This is a genomic window from Chryseobacterium sp. AG844 (genome assembly GCF_003182335.1).
Classification (GTDB): Bacteria; Bacteroidota; Bacteroidia; order Flavobacteriales; family Weeksellaceae; genus Chryseobacterium; species Chryseobacterium cupriresistens.
Genome location: NZ_QGTV01000018.1, coordinates 20,535 through 35,465 on the forward strand (window position 1 = coordinate 20,535; position 14,931 = coordinate 35,465).

The following is a 14,931-nucleotide window of genomic DNA, read 5'->3' on the forward strand; positions in this document are numbered from 1 at the left end:
TATAAATCATTTGTGTCAAATTAACCCTTGACTTTGGGTGAATAATTCTTCCTGTTTATTATACACTGTACACTTGTATTGTAATCCGAAATGAGAATTCTGGTAGTTCCCTTGATGATGAGGATGTTTGAGAATAATTGAAGTGTTTCATAGTAGCCGATTCAATGATTTGATAGGTCTTTCTCTTATATAATAATTGGTCTGATATTTTTTGCACTCTAAAACATAGACGACATCATTAGGCTTTTTAAGTTTCTGATCATTGAACGGCTCTATATGTTTGAAGGTAAGCGGAAGCTTATTTTTTTCCTTAACTTTAATTTTCATAAATAATCTGCTATTTCTTTGTCCAATGAATAGTTACAGGTATGAGACAATCCCAGAAACTGCCCAATAGTATTGACTTCTAAAAAATAAAATTCACCATCTTTTCCTTTGATAAAATCTAATGATCCGCAATTAAGATCTAATGCCTGCATCAGAAGGTGTATTTTTTCTTCAATGTCAAATGTTAATTTATAAGGAACATTTCTATTGGGTTTTTCTAAATTATATTTTCTGAAATCTGTTTGGGTTTGTTTATCATTTTGAGAAAAAATAGCCATCGAATAGCATTTTCCATTGAGATAAAATGTTCTGATTTCAAATTCTTTATCAATCTTATCCTGAAAGAATGTAATGAAGAACTTTGCTTTCTCTCTTTTGTGTACCGTTGAGGTATACATGATACCATTTAAATCTTTATCAATGTCATCCAAAATAGGATTTCCGCCAATGGTTTTTATAATAGTCCTATCCAGGGAAACCTGATCAGTATTATCTGCCAGAAAATATTCCGGAATTTTTAAACCTATTTTTTTAGCTTCTTCCAATACCAGGAGTTTATTAACATCATTATTACTTTCTTTGTTGATATATTTTTTGGACTCCAGTATCGCTCTTACATAATCTTCCAGCCAATGCTGTACTTCATTCATATGAGCATTTACAGAAGGGTTTTCATACCTTAAGCGTTTGATTTTTAATCTGCCTCTCCTGTACCACACACTTGCGATCTCATCCAGAAAAAAAGAACTTCTGCTACTCCTTAACAGTATTTTTTTGTTCTCCACTGTAATTTCAAAAATTTCATCTTCATGGATACGGATGAATTCCTTTTCCATTTCAAGAAGCCATTTTATAATTTTATTAGTGGTTCTTTCATTGTTGTTGGAAATAATAAGAATCATTTTTTAAAGTAATCTTTTGTAATTTTAGAAGAATGTTTAATACTAGGTATACCTATTTTTTTTCTTTCCTGATTGGCTTTTATTGTGTCTACAATAGCATCATAGCTTAGATAAACACCATATATGATTCCTTCTTTACTTATTTGCAGATTGTGACGGTCTACCATATTGGCATAGTCTTTTGGGATACAGTCTCCTGATTTTATATATTCCAGCATTTTTGCTTTGAAATATGGATATTCTTTTTCATCTACCATATGGCTGAACAAGGGATGCATGGGCATAAACACACCGTCATTTCCAATGAGTCCTATTTTTTGTACTGAAGGATAGCCATAGTTTTCAAAGGTCCATTTCAAAAGTTGTGCATTTATTCTGTCATTTTTTTCCATAAGCTGAGGGTTTCTCCTGCCTTCCGCCTGATCACGGACAAAAGCAATGCTAAAAGAATCTACCAGTCGCTTATTTAAACCTTTTTTCCAGTCTGCAATTCTTTGTTTTACTTCGGTGCTATCTATGCCATACTTTTTAAACAATCCGAAATAACTTCCATATGACCCTTCGTAAGGAGCAATCAGAGGAATAAGCTTGTATAAACTTTTCCTTCCTCCGAAATTCTGTTGATGTTGATCTGCCAGTTTAATATATGTCTCATATTCTTTAATACGTTCCTGATTTTTAGGAGTGTATTTTTTGAACAACTTTCGGTATTGCTTTATAGCTTTTTCGGGTTGGTTAGCTATCCGGTATAGACTATCAATTTCATTCACTTTGTTATAATAAACAATATAATCATTGCTTTTACAGGAAAGAGCAATGAAAATAATAATGAGTAGGTATATCAAAATTGAATTTTGTTTCATTAGGTAACCATTATTTATTGGATTGATGATGCTCTTATTTGTAAAGGGAGGAATTATGTTCCTCCCTTACATTACATATTAACACTTTTTATTGATCTTAGCAGACAAATAAGGTTGATTTGTGTTCATGATCTATCCACGTTTCTTTATCATAACAATCTCCCTGGTTGGTAGGGACGTAGTTGACAGCACTTCCTTCTCCACCTTTGATGTCCTGTAGACTTTTCATTTTCTTGTTTTCCAAAGAAGAGAAGTCTCTCTTCATTCCATTTAATTTTTTCATGTGTGTAATTTTTAATTGTTTTTATATAAATCATTTGTGTCAAATTAACCCTTGACTTTGGGTGAATAATTCTTCCTATTTATTATACACTGTACACTTGTATTGTAATCCGAAATGAGAATTCTGGTGGCTCCATTGGTGATGAGGATATTGGCAAATAGGTTGAAATAGTTCATAGGTTAGTAAGACCATATATTTTTATACTAAAACATTTCATAATAATCTAACAAGAGGTTTCACAGTTTTTATGCTCATTAAAAAGTCAGTTTGATATTGTATACAGACAACATAATTCTGTTGATAGGTATCTTGTATCTCAGCTGAATCATTTCTGAAATTTTCTATATATTTCAGAGTAAGAGGTAACTTATTTTTTTCTTTGAATTTCTTTTTCATAAATATTCTGCTATTTCTTTTTCAAGTGCATAATTACAAATTGCGGATAATCCTAAAAACTGACCAACCGGGTTGATTTCTAAGAAATAAAAATCATTTTTGGCTTTTATCAAATCAAGTGAACCACAGTTGATATCCAGTTCCTGCATAAGGATATGTATTTTTTCTTCAATCTCTCTTGGAAGATTATATCTAACATTCCGATTCGGAACTTCGTGATTATATTTTCTATGATCAAGCTGAGTCTTCTTATCATTTTGAGAAAAAATAGCAGTAGCCCAGATTTTGCCATGAAGATAAAAGGCCCGCACTTCAAAATCTTTTTCAATCATTTCCTGAAAAAAGGTAATAAAGAAATTTTCCCTTTCCTTTTCTGTAACAAGTGAAGTATACAAAATACCTTCAGAAAAGCCACCAACTGATTTCAATATTATGTTCTCAGCAATAGATTTCGTAATAGTTTTATTCACAATTAGCTGCTCTGTGTTTTCTGCCAAGTAATAGCTCGGGACTTTCAAATCTACTTTTTTAGCCTTTTCAAGTACCAGAAGCTTGTTTAAATGGCTGTTGCTTTGTTTATTAATATGCTTTTTCATTTCAAGCATTTTTATTACATAATCTTCAAGCCAATATTGAGTTTCATTCATATGAGCATTAATGGAAGGATTCTTATATTCTTTTCTCCTAAATTGTAACCCTCCTCTGCGATACCAGACACTGCTGATATCTTCAATATAAAAACTATTTCTTTGGCTTTGCAAAAAGATTCTGTTTTGATGTGCTGTTATTTCAAAAATTTCATCTTCATGGATACGGATAAATGGCTTACCTAAAGCTTTAAGCCATTTAATAACTTCATTTGTGGTTGTTTCCTGATTAGCGGAAAGGATGAGAATCATTTTTTCTTAACTTTATCTTTTCTGATTTTAGATGAATGTTTTATACTGGGAAGGCCAATACTTTTTCGGTTACGATTAATCCGTACAGAATCCTGACTATTATTTCGTAAGCTGTATCGTACCGCAGTATTTCTATAGTAATCATACGTATCGGACATTAAGGCATATTCCTGAGGAGAACAATGGCCTGATTGTACATATTCGAACAATCTTTTCCTGAATTCAGGATATTTTTTAGAGCCAATCATATGGCTTAGCAATGTAGGCATGGCTATAAAAACATCGTTGTTTCCTAATCTTCCTATTTTTTGCCCATCAGGAAATCCATAATGTTCAAATGTCCAGAAAAAAAGGTCTGCATTTTTTTCAATATTCCTGTATACAAGAGGTATATTATCCGGTCTTCCATCCTGGTCACGGATCATGGCTATAGTAAAGGAGTCCACAAGCCTTTTATTCAGGTTTTTTTTCCAATCTGCTACTTTTTGATCGACTTCCAGACTGTCTATCCCATATTTCCTGCAGAGCGGGTAAAGTTTTTTATAGTCATTACCATAGGGAGCGGCCAGTGTAATAAGTTTGTATAGACTTTTCTTTCCACCAAAATCTTTATGATAATGATCTGCAAGTTGAATATAATTTTTATATTCTTCAGTAAGCTCCTGATTTTTGGGTTCATACTTCTGAAACAATCTTTTGAATTTTCTTATCGCTTTTTCAGGTTGATTAGCCATTCTGTAAATACTGTCAACTTCATTCACTTTGCTGTAATATGTAATGTAGTTCAATTTCCTGTTTTTGCATGATAAGAAAGAAACTAAAATAATTAAAAGAATATAATACGTATATGGTTTCATAAGCCTGTAAGGACGTTATTTATATGGTAACTTTGAAAGGAAAAAAAGGAGGGTTGCCCCTCCTTCATTAGTTTAATGTTGCTGTTGGGCTACATACAGTAATTCTGCCTATATAAGTTCCTCCCGGTGCTGTATAGGTGTCGTATTCTTCACAGCCTTCTCCAGCGGGAACATTAGATTTAACATTATAGCTGCCTCCCTGAATTGATTTAAGATCTTTCAGTTTTTTGTTTTCCAAAGAAGAGAAGTCTCTCTTCATTCCATTTAATTTTTTCATGTGTGTAATTTTTAATTGTTTTTATATAAATCATTTGTGTCAAATTAACCCTTGACTTTGGGTGAATAATTCTTCCTATTTATTATACACTGTACACTTGTATTGTCAATCTGAAGAATACATTTTGTCAACGTTGATGGGATAAAACTATAAATATTTAGATCACTTTATAGGGATAAAATGTGTAAATGATTTGTATTTTGCTTTGTGTACAAATGCAAATTTTACTCTGAATGGGAGCTGGGCTTTGGTGAAATATTTGAAATTCGAAAAAGTATAAATTACATACCGGCTATAAAAAGAAAGCTAATGACTCTAACAATAGTTTGTACGGTAATATTTTCTATTGTACAATACCAGAAAATAAGGGATGTAAGCCTGGAAATAAGATGTTGAATAACTTGTTTTGGGTACTATTTGTATGCTTCTTGTGATTTGTTTTATTTAAAATCAACTTTTTTAGCACCAAAAACCACGTAAGTATCCCCTCAGTTTTTATAAAAAACCTCTGGTTTTAAAACTTTGGATATTAACAAATGAATTTTAAGTATAAAAAAAGCTTTTCAATCTCAAGATGAAAAGCTTTCAGTTTAGTATAAAGTAAAATATTTATTGTTACTCAGAAAACACCCCCTGGAAAAAAGATTCTAAAGCGGTATCATGATCCAGACCGAACTTCTTTTTCAGACGGTATTTGGTCATTCTTACACTTTTGGGTTCTACATTGAGGAGGTTGGCAATTTGTTTGGTGTCCATTCCCAGATAGAGGTAAGCACAGTATTTCAAATCCAGAGCAGTAAGTTTTTGTTTAGCTTTTTCATTGATATTTTTGAAGAAATCAGGATGCAGTTCCTGAATGGTGAATCTGATTTTTTCAAAATCATTGTCAACCCGATTTTCTCCTTTTACCACCTGATGAATATTAATATCAGTATCGGAAAGCTGGGTCTGAAGCTGCTGCAGAACCTCATTCTTATGCTGAATATGAAGCTGGCTCGCCAGTACCTCACTTTGAAGTTTTTGCTGCTGAAGGGTAAGTAGTTCCTGTTCTGCCCTTAATCTGGCCTGCTCTTCCTCCTGAAGTTTGACCTGCATCTCTGCTTCATGCTTTTCTGTATCAAGCTTATTTTCCCTTTCTATAGAATATCGCAGTTTAAAATGATAAGATCGGAACATAAAGAAGGCTCCAATCAATCCTATGATTCCCAGTATAATATAAAGAAGTTTTTCCTTTTTCAGACTGGCCGTTTTTTCGGTGAGAGATCTGAGTTCAGATTCTTTTTTCTGCGATTGATACTGAGCTTCCAATCTTTTTGCAGTTTCAGCCTGGCCTTCATCAAAGAGAAGATTGCTGTATTCTGTTACTTTTGTCTCATACTCATAAGCTTTCCGGTAATTTTTCTGTTTTGCATAAAGCTCTGCAAGGTTTTTTACCACATTGATCATCACGTGATAATAAACCGGTTGCTGGGTAAGCAGAATCTGTTCAGCTTTCAAAAGGTATTGCTCTGATAAAGCATCATTCTGATCCCGTGAAGCGAGATTGCTTAAAATACCAAGCGCACCTGCCTGCATACTCTGATTAAGAGTGGTGTGCTGTGTAAGGGATAGGATTTCGTGGGCATTATTCTGAATTTCCTTACGGATTTCGGGAGTCATAACCGGATAGCTCAGATAATAGTTGGTAAGATTCAGCAATGCCATTGCATGCACATGGGCTGAGACATGACCGGGAAATTGATGGTACAGGCCAACAGCTTTCTTACACATCTCTATGACGGGTTTCAGATCTTTTAAGTTTTCGCTTTTCTCATATTGAAAGGAGTAGCAGACAGCCAGCGCTGAATAGGTAGAGCTGAGTAAATTTTTGTTTCCCGCCTTTTCAGCAAGCTCTATGGATTTTTTGGCATATCTGGTGGCATTGTCAGCATCGTTCCATTCCGTATAAATTCCATACAGGAGATAATTGAGCTTTGCATTTAATAAGATTTCAGAAGGTTGTTTTTCAACGGTGGGAAGAACTTTCTGAACAAGCCTGATTGTACTTTCAAGTTCGCCAAGTGCATTTCTATAATAGATATTCAGATAGCTGGCATATAATTCAGCCGTTTTGTTATGACTCTTTTGAACAATTGTATTTGCAGCATCCAGAATAGGTGGAATCTTATCATATTCAGACTGATTAAGCTTGATGATTCCCTTTTGAGTAAGCGCTTTTACTTCTTCAGCATAATCATTTTCTTTTTTAGCAAGATCAATTTGCTGCTGAACATATTTCTCAGCTGTAGCATATTGATCGCTGACTCTGTAATATTCGGTAAGTTCATTGTAAATTCTGAATTTTTCTGCGGTAGAAATATGACCTTCATTCAACTGGTTCTTAAGACCATCAATAAATGTATTCTGTGCGGGATATAAAGTGCAGATAAAAAGTATACAGTATAAAAGTAAGTACTTTAATTTCATAAGGTGAAAGTACAAAAATTGTAGACACCTGTCAATTTCCTGTCTGAAAAAGTAGAACTATGTTTCGATTTTAATTTGTTGGATATTAGTTGTTTAATTGTTTTTGTAGACATTTTGTAGTCATCTGTAATCAGCATTGAAGATGTTTTGTAGTTGCTGAAAAGAAGCCTGATATCTTTTTCTTCTGCAATTTTGGGCCAGAAAAAATCAAAGAGTATTAATTAAAAATTTTACAGCTATGGACAACAAAACCTTATCAATTGTTTCTTACATTACGCTTTTCGGATGGCTGATATCCTTCTTTATCGGAAAAGAAAAGTCGAACAGCCTTTTAAAATACCATCTGAAACAATCATTGGGATTAATTCTTTTTTCTATTTTTTTATCTGTCATTCTCAATATTGTATTGATGGTTACTAAAATCGGAATTCTGGGAATATTAGGTTTGATTCCTTTGGTGTTAATGATTATCGGGATTATTAATGCAGCCAACGATGTTGAAAAACCTTTACCCTTGATCGGAAAAATGTTTGAAGATAAGTTTTCTTTCATTAGATAATATCTGATGATTAACAGGGTAAAAAAGACCATTTTGAAAATAATAAAATCAGACAGCCAAAAAATGGTAAAAATAGGATAGCTATAATCATGAAACTGGCTGGTCTTATAACGAATATAATGTGCTGATTTGACAGGATAAAGGTAATTTTAACGCCCATTTTAAAAAAGAAAGGAAGTATGGATTTTGAAATTTTGAAACAGCAAATTGAAGACGCTGCAAGGAAAGCTTTTTTAGAAGTGTATGAAAAGCATGGAGCAGAAGGTATTTACAGTTTTGCTTTGTACAGTGATGAGGGAGCAATGACGATTTGCCCTGCTGCCAATACATTGAAAGCTATGGAGAATACGGATGACGAAGATGCTCTTTATTATAAATATGAACCGGCAGAATGGACCTATGAAATGGAAGGAGCCAATAAAGAATTTGATGAGATCTGTACCCAATTGAGGGCAGAGCTTACTAAACATGATGACGATGGTCATTGGTTTGAAGGTTTTCAGATGAAGTTGTACTCTACCTGTATCGAAGTGCTGGAAAAACTTAAAAAAGAGAACTTTTTCACAAAGATCACGGGCAAAGAGATTTTCCTGATTTTCACAGTCTCAGACTATGAGTTTGAGAAGGAAAAGCTAAAAGATCTTATCGTCAGACTTAACGATAATGAATACAAAATTGAATATCTGAACTGGATGGCTGCCTGGGGCAATTAAAAATATGATGCATAAAAAAACACTTTAAATATATACCTATGAAGCCCGATAAAAATAATTGTCTCAGAAGCCCTCTTATACAGTAATAATAACAGAAGAATCTCATCCAAAATACAAAGAACAATTACATTACTTATGAACAACTACCAATTTTATAAACAGGAAGGAAACCAATATATTTTTAAAAACCAGCCGGTATTTGTATCCGTGCTCTGTATTATTTTCCTGATTGTAGCAGCATTACTCTTTAATAGCGTAAGAACTTTCAGTTATGTTATTATTGCTGTAGTAGTACTTATTATGATCAATTTCTTTACCAAGAAATTCGTTATTGATATGGACCGGAAAACGATTACCGGAAAACACTCCATTTTTGTTCCGGTAAAAACCTATCCCATAGAGAATTTCAGAAATTTTCATGTTTTGGCCACAAAATATATGGGTTTTATCACCACAAATGTAATGCTGTCTATGTATTTTGAAGTAGATGGAAAAGAAAAGCAGCTTACCATAGGTCAGGCTCTTACTCAGAAAGGAATCCAGAAAATGGTGAATGAGACGGAAGATATAATGAATCTAAATAATCCTGAGAATGGATATCAGAGACCGCTATAGATTTGAAGAAAACGGAAGTGAAATAAGCTTTATGCCGAATTACAGTTTCCTGCGCACTCTGGTATGGTGGCTGGGATTGGGAGTGATTGCACTTCCTGTTATTGTGTATTATTTTAGGGATAAGATGTCTGGCGACCAGTTTAAAATAGCAATGGGGTTATGGGCTATTTATATGATTTATTTCCTGTTTGACCTTCTTTTCATAATTCCTGTGAAATATATTTTTGATAAATCAGAAAAGTGTATTTACAGAAAACTGTTACTTTCCAAAAAGCTGATGAACTTTGATGAAATGACCTATTTTATTAACGATGAAAGAGGTGGGTATTACTATTCCATCGGAAAGAAAAGAAATCAGTTTGTAAAAAACTACAGAATCAGCAATTACTTTTCCGGATCTAAAGCTTCTGAAAGAAGAGAAGATGAATACATCAAAGAAATATTATGTCCTGTTCTCATCGCTGTTGGAATTCCTTTGAATCAACCGGAACAATAATAATCAGGGTAAAAACTAATACAATGAAGAGTGGGTGTATAACCATTCCCCTCCGCTGGAGGGGTGGCGGAAATTCAAAGAATTTTTGACGGGGTGGTTTTATACACAATAACAAAAAACTCCGGCGGTTTCGAAGAAACCGCCGGAGTTTGTCTATATAATACCTTATTTTAAGCTAAAATTCTCTTTACAGCTTCTTTTACTGCAGCCGCATCAATTTGATACTTTTTCATCAATTCTGCTGGTGTTGCAGACTCTCCGAAAGTATCATTTACCGCTACAAATTCCTGTTTTGTAGGTCTTCTTCTTGCAAGCATACCTGCAACAGATTCTCCTAAACCGCCAAGATAGTTGTGCTCTTCAGCCGTTACAATTTTACCTGTTTTTTCTACAGATTTTAAAATGATCTCTTCATCAAGAGGCTTGATCGTGTGAATGTTGATCACCTCACAAGAAATACCTTCTTTCTCAAGTTCATCAGCCGCCACAAGAGATTCCCATACAAGATGTCCTGTTGCAACAATCGTTACATCAGTACCTTCCTGAAGCATGATTCCTTTTCCGATTTCGAAAGGCATATCTTCAGGGATGAATACAGGAACCACAGGTCTTCCGAATCTTAAATATACAGGACCTTCAAAATCTGCAATCGCTAGGGTAGCAGCTTTAGTCTGGTTGTAATCACAAGTGTTGATCACGGTCATTCCGGGAAGCATTTTCATCATACCGATATCTTCAAGAACCTGGTGAGTAGCCCCATCTTCTCCTAAAGTAAGACCTGCGTGAGATGCACAGATTTTTACATTTTTGTCAGAATAAGCAATAGACTGACGGATCTGATCATATACTCTTGAAGTAGAGAAGTTCGCGAAAGTTCCTGTAAAAGGAATTTTTCCTGTAATACTAAGACCTGCAGCAATTCCCATCATGTTCGCTTCTGCAATACCGATCTGAAAGAATCTTTCAGGAGCCTTTTCAATGAATTTCTCCATCTTCAAAGAACCGATAAGGTCTGCACAAAGTGCTACTACATTAGGATTTTTGTCCGCTAATTCTGCTAATCCTGCTCCGAATCCTGAACGGGTGTCCTTTTTTTCTGTATATGTATATTTCATTTTTTACTAAAGTTTTTGATCATTGATAAATGATGAGTGATTAATCATATTATAAAGTTCCAGAAGCATCATTTATCAATAATAATTTATCATTTATAATTAATAATCAGCCGGAGCTTCCAGATACAATTGCTTGAATGCCGTGTCTAACTGCTCATCATTAGGAGCTTTACCATGCCAAGCATGAGATCCCATCATGTAATCAACTCCGTATCCCATTTCTGTATGAAGAAGGATGGCTACAGGTTTTCCTTTTCCGGTTTCTGTTTTTGCTTTCTCAAGGATTGCAATGACTGCTTCAAGATCATTACCGTTCTTTTCTTCCAAAACAGTCCATCCGAATGCTTCTAGTTTTGCATGAAGATTTCCTAAGCTTAATACATCATCGGTATCTCCGTCAATCTGGCGCCCGTTGTAATCAATAGTAGAAATGATGTTATCTACTTTTTTAGCAGAAGCATACATCAATGCCTCCCAGATCTGACCTTCCTGAAGCTCACCATCCCCGTGAAGAGAGTAAACAAGAGACTGATCACCATCTAATTTTTTACCCTGAGCTACTCCAAGTGCTACAGAAAGCCCCTGTCCAAGAGAACCTGAAGCGATTCTGATTCCCGGAAGACCTTCGTGAGTAGTTGGGTGTCCCTGTAATCTTGAATCTAATTTTCTGAAAGTGCTCAGTTCTTCAACAGGGAAGAAACCAAATCTTGCTAAAGTAGAATAGAATACCGGAGAAATATGTCCGTTTGATAGATAAAAATGATCTTCATTTTTGCCTTCCATTGTGAAAGGAAGTTTATAGTTCATCACTTTACCATAAAGGGCTGTAAAGAATTCTGTACAACCTAAGCTTCCACCCGGGTGTCCTGAATTAACAGCGTGAACCATTCTTAAAATGTCTCTTCTGATCTGCGTAGTAAGAGTCTTTAACTCCTCAATACTTTTACTCATTATATCTGATTTATTTGTATGCGAATTTACAATTTTTTACCGGCTTACGGAAATGCAAAAGCCCGGAGATAAAACCCCGATCTTTGTATGATTTTAATATTTTTCCGCTTTTAACAACCTTCATTAAGGTAAACGGAGATTTCGGTCACTATATTATTAACAAATTTAAAGCTTAACAGCGTTCCTGCCTGACTGTCTTCAAGATTAAAATAACCGGTGTCTTTAATCGGTTTTCCATTAGAGTCCCAATCCGGGCGCACACTAAAGTTAGGGTAATTTCTGTAGGCATTGATCAGGTCGTCGCGGGTGCTTCCAACTCCGATTCCGCTTTTGGTTTTGAACTTTTTACTAGTTGTTGTCATATAGGTAATCGAAGGAACACTTGGATTGGCCTCATTAATGTAATTATCAAAAAGATCAATCTGTATGGTTTCTCCATTATACTTTACCATGTTTTTTTTCTCTCCACCCGTGTTAACCAGCTTTGTTCCTGCAATTTTTTCAGCTTCAGCCTTCGGCATAAAGACTTTAAACGGCCCGATTCTTAATGTTGATAGTTCAAAATTGTCCTGAGCACTCATAAAGCTGAATGTTAATAGGAAAGCGAAAAATGAGATAATTTTTTTCATAGTTTTTAGGTTTGTATTTTTTTTTTATTTTTATTAATTTTTAATTCTGTTTATTTTATACATTTCAAAGATATTAAAATCGTAAAAGTATCTGTGTAAATAAAAGAAAAAATTATAATTAATTTATTTTAGTTTAATGCCTTTATACAGGCATATTTTTACATTCTCTACAGATTTATATTCAATTTTCTGTTTTTGTATGCAATAATCTGATTAATTTAATTAATTTTATAATTCCAGATTATTTGAATTATTATTCCTTGCTTAATTATTTTTTAGCTTGGTCTTATTATTTGAATGAATAAAAATTACAAACCATTATATATGAAAATTAAACAATTATTTTATCTGGGGATATTTATAATATCCGTTTCCTCCGGGAAAGCACAGGATTTTTTTACAGTAATTAGTGAAAGATCCATTAAAGCAGATCCTAAAAACAGAACAGTACAGCCGGAAAAGGCACTGACATACACACTGGATGTAACCGGAATGAAAAGCTATTTTAATTCCGTTCCGGAGTTAAAAGACAGCGATCGTAAAGACAATGCACCTATTATTGTTCTGCCAATGCCTGACGGCACCAAAGCAAAATTCAGAATCTGGAAATCTTCAGTGATGGCTCCCGGGTTAGCCAGCCAGTTTCCTCAGATTGTTACTTTTACAGGACAGGGAATTGATGACAAGTACGCCACCATAAAACTGGATTTTACAGAACTGGGATTCCATGCACAGATAAAATCTATAGTAGCCGGAGATTCTTATATTGATCCCTATGCAAAACAGGATATCAGCAATTATATCATTTATAAAAAAAGTGATTTGATTGATAAAAATCCAAGGTCTTGTGGAGTAAAGGATGAGGACGAGTCTCCCCTGGGAAAAAAAAACGCTCAAAAGACCATAGCACCAAGCGTAGGAAATCAAATTAGAGTTTTCAGGCTTGCGGTGGCTTGTACGGGAGAATATGCTGTAGCAGCAACGGGTACCGCCACACCTACTGTAGCACAGACACTTTCAGCCATAGTAACCTCCGTAAACAGGGTGAATGGAGTTTACGAACAGGAAGTTGCTTCAAGATTGGTGCTGGTGGATAATGAAGCCAATGTGGTCTTTACAAATGCCGCTACAGATCCGTTTAACGGAAATAACAATGCCAGCACGTTAATTAATGAAAGCCAGACTCAGATTGATTTATTGATAGGAAATGCAAATTATGATATCGGACACACCTTCAGTACGGGTGGCGGAGGGTTAGCCGGATTAGGAGTAATCTGTAATGCAACCAATAAAGGTAGAGGGATCACCGGTTCACCTAATCCTGTTGGAGATCCTTATGATATTGATTATGTAGCCCATGAAGTAGGGCATCAGTTTGGTGGTCCGCATACATTTAATGCTATTACAGGGAGTTGTAATGGTAACCGTATTGCATCTAATGCTGTAGAACCTGGAAGCGGAATTACCATAATGGCTTACGCAGGAATTTGTGGAAGTACCAATAACCTGGCTCCTAACAGTATTCCGACTTTCCATACCAAATCATATCAGTCTATCACAACAAAAGTTCAGTCAACAACATGTCAGGTTACGCTTCCTGTTAGTAATTTTGCTCCAACAGTAAACGCCGGAGGTGATTATACCATCCCGAAGAGTACACCATTCAGATTGGAAGGTTCTGCGACAGATATCGATAATAATCCGCTTACGTACAGCTGGGAGCAGAATGATGTAGGCCCGGCAGGCGACTGGAATGCTCCTACAGGAAATGCACCTCTGTTCAGATCATACGTACCTGTAACCGTTCCTTACCGATATTTCCCAAAACTTACAGATGTAATCAATGGTACGGTTTCCAAAGGAGAAGTTAGACCATCTTATGCAAGAACGATGGAGTTCAGACTGACCGTAAGAGATAATAATGCGGGTTGCGCCGGGGTAGCCAATGATGATGCTGTTATTACCGTTGATGGAAATTCCGGACCTTTCAATGTAACTGCACCTGCTACAGCGGTAAGCTGGGCTGGTAATTCCACTCAGACGGTAACATGGGATGTCGCCAATACAACGGCATTTCCTGTGAATGCTGCTACTGTCAATATTTATCTTTCAACAGACGGCGGTCTTACCTATCCTACACTGATCCTGGCTTCTACTCCGAATGATGGTTCTGAAGCTGTTACTATTCCTAACGTAAATACCACACAGGCAAGAATTATGGTGGCTGCAGAAACGAACGTATTTTACAACATTAACCCTGTCAACTTCACCATTACTCAGACATTGGGTGTGAACGAGACTGCTGCCAATAAAGATGTATTTGTAGTATATCCTAATCCAAGTAAAGGACTTCTGAATGTGAAATTTACCAATTCAAATGAAGTATATGATATTACAGTATACGACGTAAGCGGAAAATTAGTGTTCACTCAGGCAAATAACAAATTGAATCATGATAAAACAGGGTCTTTTGACTTGTCACATCTTGTTCAGGGAGACTATCTGATCAAAGTTAAATCTAAGAACTTAGAGAAAACAATCAAGTGGATTAAAGAATAATCTATTTCATTGATTCCAATAAAA

At 35.1% G+C, this 14,931-nt stretch carries 15 protein-coding genes; 5 read left to right on the top strand and 10 right to left on the bottom strand.

All coding sequences use genetic code 11. The annotated features are described in order from the left end of the window. Positions 1-323: 323 nt before the first annotated feature. The 7 genes from gwsG (DEU40_RS16445) to DEU40_RS16480 form a co-directional block, all read right to left on the bottom strand. Positions 324-1,229, bottom strand: coding sequence for a grasp-with-spasm system ATP-grasp peptide maturase (gwsG, locus tag DEU40_RS16445; protein WP_110010846.1), 906 nt, complete (start codon positions 1,227-1,229; stop codon positions 324-326). Then, positions 1,226-2,074 (bottom strand): hypothetical protein, encoded by an 849-nt coding sequence (locus DEU40_RS16450; protein ID WP_228406540.1) that lies wholly within the window; start codon positions 2,072-2,074, stop codon positions 1,226-1,228. The genes gwsG (DEU40_RS16445) and DEU40_RS16450 overlap by 4 nt, the downstream gene beginning before the upstream one ends. Positions 2,075-2,189: 115 nt before the next feature. Next, positions 2,190-2,375 (bottom strand): TIGR04139 family peptide modification target, encoded by a 186-nt coding sequence (locus tag DEU40_RS16455; protein ID WP_110010848.1) that lies wholly within the window; start codon positions 2,373-2,375, stop codon positions 2,190-2,192. A 392-nt stretch (positions 2,376-2,767) separates the two neighbouring features. Beyond that, positions 2,768-3,670: a grasp-with-spasm system ATP-grasp peptide maturase gene (gene gwsG / locus DEU40_RS16465; protein WP_110010850.1), complete on the bottom strand. Its 903-nt coding sequence runs from the start codon at positions 3,668-3,670 to the stop codon at positions 2,768-2,770. Continuing rightward, on the bottom strand, positions 3,667-4,458 hold the full coding sequence (locus tag DEU40_RS16470) for a hypothetical protein (RefSeq protein ID WP_137905128.1): 792 nt from the start codon (positions 4,456-4,458) through the stop codon (positions 3,667-3,669). Before DEU40_RS16470 ends, gwsG (DEU40_RS16465) begins: the two co-directional genes overlap by 4 nt. Positions 4,459-4,594: 136 nt before the next feature. Continuing rightward, positions 4,595-4,804 (bottom strand): TIGR04139 family peptide modification target, encoded by a 210-nt coding sequence (locus DEU40_RS16475; RefSeq protein WP_110010852.1) that lies wholly within the window; start codon positions 4,802-4,804, stop codon positions 4,595-4,597. Between the two features lie 615 nt (positions 4,805-5,419). Further along, positions 5,420-7,270 carry a helix-turn-helix transcriptional regulator gene (locus DEU40_RS16480; protein ID WP_110010853.1) on the bottom strand — a complete coding sequence of 617 codons (1,851 nt, stop codon included), beginning with the start codon at positions 7,268-7,270 and terminating at the stop codon, positions 5,420-5,422. Between the two features lie 238 nt (positions 7,271-7,508). On the opposite strand from DEU40_RS16480, the gene DEU40_RS16485 reads away from it, so the two are divergent. The 4 genes from DEU40_RS16485 (at position 7,509) to DEU40_RS16500 (ending at position 9,653) form a co-directional block, all read left to right on the top strand. Continuing rightward, positions 7,509-7,829 (top strand): import component protein, encoded by a 321-nt coding sequence (locus DEU40_RS16485; RefSeq protein WP_110010854.1) that lies wholly within the window; start codon positions 7,509-7,511, stop codon positions 7,827-7,829. A 179-nt stretch (positions 7,830-8,008) separates the two neighbouring features. Further along, on the top strand, positions 8,009-8,542 hold the full coding sequence (locus DEU40_RS16490) for a DUF4303 domain-containing protein (RefSeq protein WP_110010855.1): 534 nt from the start codon (positions 8,009-8,011) through the stop codon (positions 8,540-8,542). A 135-nt stretch (positions 8,543-8,677) separates the two neighbouring features. Then, positions 8,678-9,157, top strand: a complete 480-nt coding sequence (locus DEU40_RS16495) for a hypothetical protein (RefSeq protein WP_110010856.1) — start codon at positions 8,678-8,680, stop codon at positions 9,155-9,157. Then, a complete protein-coding gene (locus DEU40_RS16500) occupies positions 9,135-9,653 on the top strand; it encodes a hypothetical protein (protein WP_228406541.1) in 519 nt (172 codons plus the stop codon). The genes DEU40_RS16495 and DEU40_RS16500 overlap by 23 nt, the downstream gene beginning before the upstream one ends. Before the next feature lie 170 nt (positions 9,654-9,823). Here the strand turns inward: DEU40_RS16500 and DEU40_RS16505 are convergent, their stop codons facing one another. The 3 genes from DEU40_RS16505 to DEU40_RS16515 all read right to left on the bottom strand — a co-directional run bounded on the left by DEU40_RS16505 (position 9,824) and on the right by DEU40_RS16515 (position 12,348). Continuing rightward, positions 9,824-10,768: a transketolase family protein gene (locus DEU40_RS16505; protein ID WP_110010857.1), complete on the bottom strand. Its 945-nt coding sequence runs from the start codon at positions 10,766-10,768 to the stop codon at positions 9,824-9,826. Between the two features lie 99 nt (positions 10,769-10,867). Then, a complete protein-coding gene (locus DEU40_RS16510) occupies positions 10,868-11,752 on the bottom strand; it encodes a transketolase (RefSeq protein ID WP_228406544.1) in 885 nt (294 codons plus the stop codon). A 77-nt stretch (positions 11,753-11,829) separates the two neighbouring features. Beyond that, on the bottom strand, positions 11,830-12,348 hold the full coding sequence (locus DEU40_RS16515) for a hypothetical protein (RefSeq protein ID WP_110010859.1): 519 nt from the start codon (positions 12,346-12,348) through the stop codon (positions 11,830-11,832). A 324-nt stretch (positions 12,349-12,672) separates the two neighbouring features. Here DEU40_RS16515 and DEU40_RS16520 point away from each other — a divergent pair, with 324 nt between their 5' ends. After that, a complete protein-coding gene (locus DEU40_RS16520; RefSeq protein WP_181397987.1) occupies positions 12,673-14,907 on the top strand; it encodes a reprolysin-like metallopeptidase in 2,235 nt (744 codons plus the stop codon). Positions 14,908-14,931 lie beyond the last annotated feature (24 nt).

Bases quoted from the DNA above. Each gene is read 5' to 3' on its own strand.
- DEU40_RS16490 (WP_110010855.1), top strand. From the start codon at position 8,009: ATGGATTTTGAAATTTTGAAACAGCAAATTGAAGACGCTGCAAGGAAA.
- DEU40_RS16455 (WP_110010848.1), bottom strand. From the start codon at position 2,375: ATGAAAAAATTAAATGGAATGAAGAGAGACTTCTCTTCTTTGGAAAAC.
- DEU40_RS16480 (WP_110010853.1), bottom strand. From the start codon at position 7,270: ATGAAATTAAAGTACTTACTTTTATACTGTATACTTTTTATCTGCACT.
- DEU40_RS16495 (WP_110010856.1), top strand. From the start codon at position 8,678: ATGAACAACTACCAATTTTATAAACAGGAAGGAAACCAATATATTTTT.
- gwsG (WP_110010846.1), bottom strand. From the start codon at position 1,229: ATGATTCTTATTATTTCCAACAACAATGAAAGAACCACTAATAAAATT.
- gwsG (WP_110010850.1), bottom strand. From the start codon at position 3,670: ATGATTCTCATCCTTTCCGCTAATCAGGAAACAACCACAAATGAAGTT.
- DEU40_RS16520 (WP_181397987.1), top strand. From the start codon at position 12,673: ATGAAAATTAAACAATTATTTTATCTGGGGATATTTATAATATCCGTT.
- DEU40_RS16475 (WP_110010852.1), bottom strand. From the start codon at position 4,804: ATGAAAAAATTAAATGGAATGAAGAGAGACTTCTCTTCTTTGGAAAAC.
- DEU40_RS16500 (WP_228406541.1), top strand. From the start codon at position 9,135: ATGGATATCAGAGACCGCTATAGATTTGAAGAAAACGGAAGTGAAATA.
- DEU40_RS16485 (WP_110010854.1), top strand. From the start codon at position 7,509: ATGGACAACAAAACCTTATCAATTGTTTCTTACATTACGCTTTTCGGA.
- DEU40_RS16515 (WP_110010859.1), bottom strand. From the start codon at position 12,348: ATGAAAAAAATTATCTCATTTTTCGCTTTCCTATTAACATTCAGCTTT.
- DEU40_RS16505 (WP_110010857.1), bottom strand. From the start codon at position 10,768: ATGAAATATACATATACAGAAAAAAAGGACACCCGTTCAGGATTCGGA.